The organism is Skermanella sp. (genome assembly GCF_059503625.1).
In genome coordinates this window covers 1-6,671 of sequence record NZ_JCACHA010000960.1, presented here as the reverse complement: position 1 = coordinate 6,671, position 6,671 = coordinate 1, and the positions used below count along the sequence as shown (strand labels likewise).

Genomic DNA, 6,671 nt, shown 5'->3' with positions numbered 1-6,671 from the left:
AGACCGACCTACGGCAGCAGCGTCTTCACCGGTCAACTTCTTCGGCCTTTGGTATTACCATCGTATCGATGCCGCGGCATGGCGCAGTCATGCAGATCGGGCCGGCCAAGGCCGGGCCGCACGACCTACACTGACGGAGCGGGACCAGGGCTGCTCTGAACGCCTACGCGGTCACGAACGTCAGATCCGGCGTGCTGGCGCCACTCCACGTCAGCGCCAGCACCCGGCCCTGCGCTACTGATTGCACCGCCTGCGGCCAGAGCGCCACCAGACAGACGCCCTCCGCATGCCGGACCGACGGATAGACGATGCCGTTATGTCCGGCAGCCCGCGTCGCGTCCGCCAACGCGTTCCCGGCAGGGTAACCTTCTTCCTCGTCAGGCGATAGGCAGACTGGTCGAGGGCTGACGCCTCTCAGATCGATGAACTCCCCCGCGAAGCTGGCGAACATCTCGGCATATTGGACAGTAGCGTTGAAGTCGTTCACCCGCTCAAGTTCGCGGGTCAGGTGGAACGCTACCTCCGCGATACAGGTTGCCACATCCAGCGCCGCGTACCACGCGCCTCGCCCCGGCCCATTGAACCGGTTCAGTTCCCGTGGCCGGAAATAGGAGAAGGCGGCATTTATAAAGACCGCATGCGGGACGCCGAAGACGAACTCCCCTGATGCGATATCGTCGCTCCCTCGACGTTGCGATGCGAGGCGTCCGCTCGTTGCTCCGTCTATTTCCTCTAGGTCCCGCAAGCGTTGCTCACTCGAAACCAGACGCTTCAGGACCGGGTCGTCAAGTCGCTTGGTCGAAACCAGCCGGACAGTCCGGGGTTCGGCGAGACGCACGACCGGGTAATCGTAGCCCAGCGTCACAGCCCACCCCGCAGTGCGTCCACATACCGCCGGACTTCCAGCATATACGGGATTCCGCCCTCGATCATCGCCTCGACCGGGGAAAGGTTATTGAACATCGGTCCCGTATTCCGGAGCTTCGGCCAGCGGTCCGCCATCGCCTGATCGAACAGCAGGTTCAACCCCTTGAAGACGCCGATAAGGGCCGATGCCCTAGTCATCTGGTCCTGGCTCAGTGTCTGGTTCCACTTGTTGCCACGGATTCTATCCCAGGTGCTCGAAGACACCCCGAGCAGTGCGGCAGCGTCATCGCCCGACAGCTTCCAGGCTTCTGCGATATTGACGACTGCTTCCAAGGCTGCGGGCGTGAGGCGTTCCCGATCCGCCTCGAATGCGAAGCCCTGCGGGGTGCGGGACGAGTGATGAGTATGCCCCGATCTTTCGATCCTTACAGCGGTCATGACGCAGTCCTCCCTTCCGCCATATATGGCACCAAATGATGCTGATTGCAACGTCATTTGACGCCGTGCGTCACCAGCCGCCCGTCCACCAGATTGACCCGCCGGCTGGTCTGCGCTGCCAGCCCTTCGTCGTGGGTGACCGTAATCACCGTCGTCCCCGTCTCCCGCGCCAGCCGCGCGAAGATGTCGAAGACCGTCTGGGCGCTCTTCGTATCCAGGTTGCCCGTCGGCTCGTCGGCCAGGATGACACGTGGACGGTTGGCAAGCGCCCGCGCTATGGCGACGCGCTGGCGCTGCCCGCCGGACAGCTGCGACGGCAGCTTTGCCGCCTGATCGCCCAGCCCCAGGTCCTCCAGCAAACCTTCGGCACGTTTTCGCAACTCCGCCTCCGGGCTGCCGCCCAGCTTCCGCATCGGGATCATCACGTTGCCCAGCACCGTGAACTCCGGCAGCAGGAAGTGGAACTGGAACACGAAGCCAAGCTTGGACAGCCGCAGCGCCGCCAGTTCGGCGGCATCGGCCTCCGCCGTGTCGCGGCCTTCCAGGATGACCGTGCCGGAAGTCGGCCGGTCCAGCAGCCCCAGCAGGTAGAGCAGCGAGGACTTGCCCGATCCCGACGGCCCGGTGATCGCGACGAACTCACCCTCTCCGATGCTGAGGTCGATGCCCTCCACCAGCGTCACCGGCACCGGACCGGGCAGCACCCGCCCTATCCCCCGAGCCTCGACCACCACCGCCGTCATGCCGCACCCCGGATGATATCGACCGGGTTGGCCCCCGCCGCCCGGCGTGCCGGTATCCAGGCCGCCACCGCAGATGCTACCAGCGAGAACAGGCCGCCGGCCCAGTAATGGCTCAGCGACCACGCCAGGAAGAATCGGTCGTTGCGCACCATCCCGCCGACGTCGAACCGGATGCTGGCAAGCAGCGAGGTCAGGCCGAAGCCGATGATCCAGCCGAGCACCGCGCCGATCATTCCGATCATCAGCCCCTGCATCAGGAAGGTGCGGCGGATGTCCGCCTCCGTCAGGCCGATGCTCTTGAGGATCGCGATGTCGCGCGACTTCTCGTACACCACGGTCGAGATGATGTTGTAGATGCCGAAAGCCGCCACGATCATGATGGCGCCGACGGTCGAGTACATGATCGCGTTCTGGATGCGGAAGACGCCGAAGACGCCCTCGTTCGCCTCCTGCCAGCTTTCGGTGCGGTAGCCGTAGAGCGCCTCGATTCGCGCCGCCACCTCGCGCGCCGCATCCACCTCCGTTAGCCGTATCCGGATCTGGTTGATCACGTTGGCGCGCGACTGGAGGATCTGGGCCTTCTTCAGCAAGATATAGGCCTGCCCCTCGTCCAGGCTGACGATGCCGGTGCGGAACAGCCCGACCACCTTGACCCGCAGAATCACCCCGGCGGGAGAGATCGCGTTGAGGCTGTCGCCCATCTTGGCGCCCAGCTTGCTCGCCAGCCCCAGCCCCATGACGATGCCGTTGGCGGCACTCGCCAGGTCGGTCAGGTGGCCCTCCACCATGTCGTCCTCCAGCTGGGTGACGCGGACTTCCCGCTCCGGAACGATGCCGATCGCAACAGCGCTCTTGTCGGCGCTGCCGTAGCGGAGGATCACCGGCCCGTCGAGGGAGGGCGCCACCGACAGCCCCGGCCATTCCGACAGGGCCGATACGATCGTGCCCGCCTTGCGGATGCCCCGGATCTCGTCCCTCGGCTTCAGCCCGTGCAGCAGCACGGCGCCGCCCTGGAAAGCCGCCGCGACGGGCTGGACCGCCGGTTCGCGGAACTGGTCGCGGACGGTGATATGGGGGGAGGCGTTGATCACCGTATCGATGAAGTAGCCCTGAAACCCCTGCATCAGCGCCGCCATGGCGATGAAGAACCCGACGCCCAGCGCCACCCCCATGACCGACACGATGGTCTGCCGCTTGCGCCCCAGGATATGAGTCAGCGCCAGATCGAGGAGCAGCGGACGGGCCATGACGGCACCTCAACTTTACGATTTGCGGGTTACGATTTCAGTCTGACCGGCGAACCGTCGGCCAGCCCGGCCGGCGGGTCGAGCACGACGGTATCCCCTTCCGCCAGACCGCCGCGGATCTCCACGAAGCCCTGCCCGACCACGCCCATCACGACCGGCCGCCGCACGGCCCGCCCCTCGACCAGCACGAAGACGTGACCGCCGGACAGAGCGCCCTGCGGCACCAGCAGCGCCGCGTCTTCCCGCCGCACGACGATGTTGCTCTCCACCGTCATGCCGATCATCAGCGGCGTTTCCGGCGGCAGGCCGATCCGGACGCGATAGCTTTTGTTGACCGGATCGCCCTTCGGCGTGATGTCGGCGACCTTCCCGTCCAGGATACGTCCGGAAAACGCGTCGGCCTTGATCAGGGCCGGCTGGCCGACCTTCACCAGCGGGATATCCTCCTCGTCCACCTCCGCCTCGATCCGCAGCGGGCTGTCCCGTCCGATCCAGAACATCACGTCCTCCGGCCGGGCGAGCTCCCCGACCTCGCCGTCGCGGCGCAGCACGGTTCCGTCCATCGGGGCTCGCAGCACGTGGTCCTCGACCCGCTGGCGCGCCGCATTGAGGTTGGCGACCGCCTGATCCAGCTGGCTGCGGGCGCGCTCCTCGACCTGCGTGGTCGTGACGCCCCGCCGCGCCAGTTCGGATACCCGCTCCAGCTCCGACCGCAGGAAGCGCAGTTCGGCTTCCAGCTGTGCGACGGAGGCGCGGTGTTCCCGGTCGTCCAGCCGCATCAGGATCTGGCCAGTCCTGACCTCGTCGCCCTCGTACGCCTCGACCGAGGCGATCCGCCCGGTCCCCAGCGGCTGGACCTTGGCCCAGGACACCGGTTCAACCGTGCCGCTGGCATAGACCGCCTCGACGGCAGGACCTCGCGTCACCGTCGCCGTCGTCACCGCCGGCGTTCCGTAGAAGCGCTGGAAAAGTCCGAAGGCGAGGATAGCGCAGACCAGGAGGAAGCTTGTTATGAGAAATCTACGTCTTATCCTGTGCATCTATCCGCCGATGGCCGTTCCAGGTCTACACCTCTCAATATAGGGCAAGGTTCGCCCAAGCGTGCCATGATCCAGAACAATCCGGCGAGCGGCGCATTGACCCAGCATCCATTCCACCCTTCGACAGTACCCGCCGCGATCCTCGTCCACGGCATCGGCGACCTGCGCGCCGCCCTCGAAGCCGCCTCCGGCCTCGACCGCGCCTTGACCGTGCTGAGCATCCCCGGCGCCGCCGGTTCCGCCGGCCCTGCGTGGTTCCACGCTTTGATCCAGGCCGGCCAAGCCGAGTTCCCCCACGTCCCCCTGACGGGAGTGCTGGACTGCGCCGACCAGCCGGGGCATGCGCTGGCGGCACTCCGCGCCGGCTGCCGCGACCTTCTGCTGCATGACTCGGTGCCGGCGTGGCCGCGCGTCCAGGCCATCGCGGAAGCCTCCGCAGCCCGGCTTTACCGCTCGCGCGGCCCTTTCTTCGACCCGCGCTTCTTCCGGGAACCCATCGGAGCGTGCCGTGAGTGGCTCGCGGTAAACCCATAGGAGGCAACGACGCGGCGTTGCAAATGGAGCCGCAAAAGGCTATGGAAAGCCGAAATTTCCGACTAAAACCAATCGGGACCTGGACCATGAAGATCACGCGCCGCGTCAAAGAGATCCTCGCCAACTACGAGAGCGACAATCCGGGTACCAAGGGCAATCTGGCCCGCATCCTGATGGAAGGCCGCCTCGGTGGTACCGGCAAGATGATCATCCTGCCGGTGGACCAGGGCTTCGAGCATGGCCCAGCGCGCAGCTTCGCGCCCAACCCCGCCGGCTACGACCCGCACTACCACTACCAGATGGCGATCGACGCCGGTCTGAACGCCTATGCCGCCCCCCTCGGTCCGCTCGAGGCCGGCGCCGACACCTTCGCCGGCGCGATCCCGACCATCCTGAAGATGAACAGCGCCAACAGCCTGTCCCGTCAGAAGGAAGGGGCCGATCAGGCCGTCACCGCCAGCGTCCAGGACGCGCTTCGCCTGGGCTGCGCCGCCATCGGCTTCACGATCTATCCCGGCTCCGACGCCATGTACAACCAGTACGAGGAAATCCGGGAGCTGAGCGCCGAAGCCAAGAGCTACGGCATCCCGACCGTCCTGTGGTCCTATCCCCGTGGCGGCAACGTCACCAAGGAAGGCGAGCTGGCGGTCGACATCATCGCCTATGCCGCCCACATGGCGGCCCTGCTCGGCGCCCACATCATCAAGGTCAAGCTGCCGAACGACTACCTTGAGAACGCGGAAGCCAAGAAGGTCTATCTGGAGCGCCAGATCGCGACCGGCACCATGCCGGAGCGCGTCCGCCACGTGATGCAGTCGTGCTTCAACGGCCGCCGCATCGTCGTGTTCTCGGGCGGCGCCCACAAGGGCGAGGATAGCATTGTCGACGACGCCCGCGCGATCCGTGACGGCGGCGGCAATGGCTCGATCATCGGCCGCAACAGCTTCCAGCGGTCGCGTGAAGACGCGCTGGCCCTGCTCGACCGTCTGGTCAAGGTCTACCTCGGGAAGGAATAACTCCCCGCGTTTCCCCCTCCCCGGCGCCAGCCGGGGAGGGGGTCTATTCCCTGCCGGAGTTCCCTCGATATGGCGGATTGCCGTCTCTACATCTGCACGCCGCCAGCCCTCGATCCCGCCGCCTTCGCGCCCCTGCTCGAGCAGGCGTTGGACGGCGGCGACGTCGCCTGCCTCCAGTTGCGGCTGAAGGATGTCGATGACGACACGGTCCGCCGCGCCATCGACGTGCTGCGCCCGATCACCCAGTCGCGCGACGTCGCCTTCATCCTGAACGACCGGCCCGATCTGGCGGCCGAGACCGGCTGCGACGGCGTCCATGTCGGCCAGACCGACTGGCCCTACGCCAAGGCGCGCAAGGCCGTCGGCGCCAACGCCATCGTCGGCGTGACCTGCCACGACAGCCGCCATCTGGCGATGGAAGCGGCGGAAGCCGGGGCCGACTACGTCGCCTTCGGCGCCTTCTACCCGACGACGACCAAGCCCTCCCACTACCGGCCGGAGCCGGAGCTGCTGGAGTGGTGGTCCGAGATGATGGAAGTCCCCTGCGTCGCCATCGGCGGCATCACCGCCGAGAACTGCGCCCCGCTGGTCAAGGCCGGCGCCGACTTCATCTGCGTCGTCACGGCGGTCTGGAACCACCCGGATGGCCCCGGCGCCGGCGTCAAGGCGCTCAACGCCGCGATCGAAGCCGCCAGTCAATAATCAAGATCGAACCAGATCGTAGGTCGCGCTAACACTACTCTGTCACTCTAAATATTTAGGTAAGTGCGGAATGAGGGTGTTGCA

8 protein-coding genes are annotated in these 6,671 nt (G+C 66.2%); 3 read left to right on the top strand and 5 right to left on the bottom strand.

All coding sequences use genetic code 11. The features are described 5' to 3' along the window. Positions 1-163: 163 nt before the first annotated feature. Genes AC5JJ6_RS35105 through AC5JJ6_RS35085 form a run of 5 tightly spaced genes read right to left on the bottom strand, consistent with a single transcriptional unit; the run spans position 164 to position 4,236 of the window. Positions 164-865: an RES family NAD+ phosphorylase gene (locus AC5JJ6_RS35105; protein ID WP_496046479.1), complete on the bottom strand. Its 702-nt coding sequence runs from the start codon at positions 863-865 to the stop codon at positions 164-166. Continuing rightward, positions 862-1,305, bottom strand: a complete 444-nt coding sequence (locus AC5JJ6_RS35100; protein WP_496046478.1) for an antitoxin Xre-like helix-turn-helix domain-containing protein — start codon at positions 1,303-1,305, stop codon at positions 862-864. Before AC5JJ6_RS35100 ends, AC5JJ6_RS35105 begins: the two co-directional genes overlap by 4 nt. Before the next feature lie 53 nt (positions 1,306-1,358). Beyond that, a complete protein-coding gene (locus AC5JJ6_RS35095) occupies positions 1,359-2,048 on the bottom strand; it encodes an ABC transporter ATP-binding protein (RefSeq protein ID WP_496046477.1) in 690 nt (229 codons plus the stop codon). Further along, positions 2,045-3,295 carry an ABC transporter permease gene (locus AC5JJ6_RS35090; protein ID WP_496046476.1) on the bottom strand — a complete coding sequence of 417 codons (1,251 nt, stop codon included), beginning with the start codon at positions 3,293-3,295 and terminating at the stop codon, positions 2,045-2,047. Before AC5JJ6_RS35090 ends, AC5JJ6_RS35095 begins: the two co-directional genes overlap by 4 nt. 29 nt (positions 3,296-3,324) lie before the next feature. After that, positions 3,325-4,236, bottom strand: coding sequence for an efflux RND transporter periplasmic adaptor subunit (locus tag AC5JJ6_RS35085; RefSeq protein ID WP_496046475.1), 912 nt, complete (start codon positions 4,234-4,236; stop codon positions 3,325-3,327). A gap of 165 nt (positions 4,237-4,401) precedes the next feature. Here AC5JJ6_RS35085 and AC5JJ6_RS35080 point away from each other — a divergent pair, with 165 nt between their 5' ends. The 3 genes from AC5JJ6_RS35080 to thiE all read left to right on the top strand — a co-directional run bounded on the left by AC5JJ6_RS35080 (position 4,402) and on the right by thiE (position 6,587). After that, positions 4,402-4,869, top strand: a complete 468-nt coding sequence (locus AC5JJ6_RS35080) for a hypothetical protein (RefSeq protein ID WP_496046474.1) — start codon at positions 4,402-4,404, stop codon at positions 4,867-4,869. An 86-nt stretch (positions 4,870-4,955) separates the two neighbouring features. Beyond that, entirely contained in the window at positions 4,956-5,885 is a 930-nt protein-coding gene (locus AC5JJ6_RS35075) for a class I fructose-bisphosphate aldolase (RefSeq protein WP_496046473.1), read from the top strand. Positions 5,886-5,954: 69 nt separating this feature from the next. Beyond that, a complete protein-coding gene (gene thiE / locus AC5JJ6_RS35070) occupies positions 5,955-6,587 on the top strand; it encodes a thiamine phosphate synthase (RefSeq protein WP_496046472.1) in 633 nt (210 codons plus the stop codon). Positions 6,588-6,671: the final 84 nt, after the last annotated feature.

Bases quoted from the DNA above. Each gene is read 5' to 3' on its own strand.
- AC5JJ6_RS35100 (WP_496046478.1), bottom strand. From the start codon at position 1,305: ATGACCGCTGTAAGGATCGAAAGATCGGGGCATACTCATCACTCGTCC.
- AC5JJ6_RS35095 (WP_496046477.1), bottom strand. From the start codon at position 2,048: ATGACGGCGGTGGTGGTCGAGGCTCGGGGGATAGGGCGGGTGCTGCCC.
- AC5JJ6_RS35090 (WP_496046476.1), bottom strand. From the start codon at position 3,295: ATGGCCCGTCCGCTGCTCCTCGATCTGGCGCTGACTCATATCCTGGGG.
- AC5JJ6_RS35080 (WP_496046474.1), top strand. From the start codon at position 4,402: ATGATCCAGAACAATCCGGCGAGCGGCGCATTGACCCAGCATCCATTC.
- AC5JJ6_RS35075 (WP_496046473.1), top strand. From the start codon at position 4,956: ATGAAGATCACGCGCCGCGTCAAAGAGATCCTCGCCAACTACGAGAGC.
- thiE (WP_496046472.1), top strand. From the start codon at position 5,955: ATGGCGGATTGCCGTCTCTACATCTGCACGCCGCCAGCCCTCGATCCC.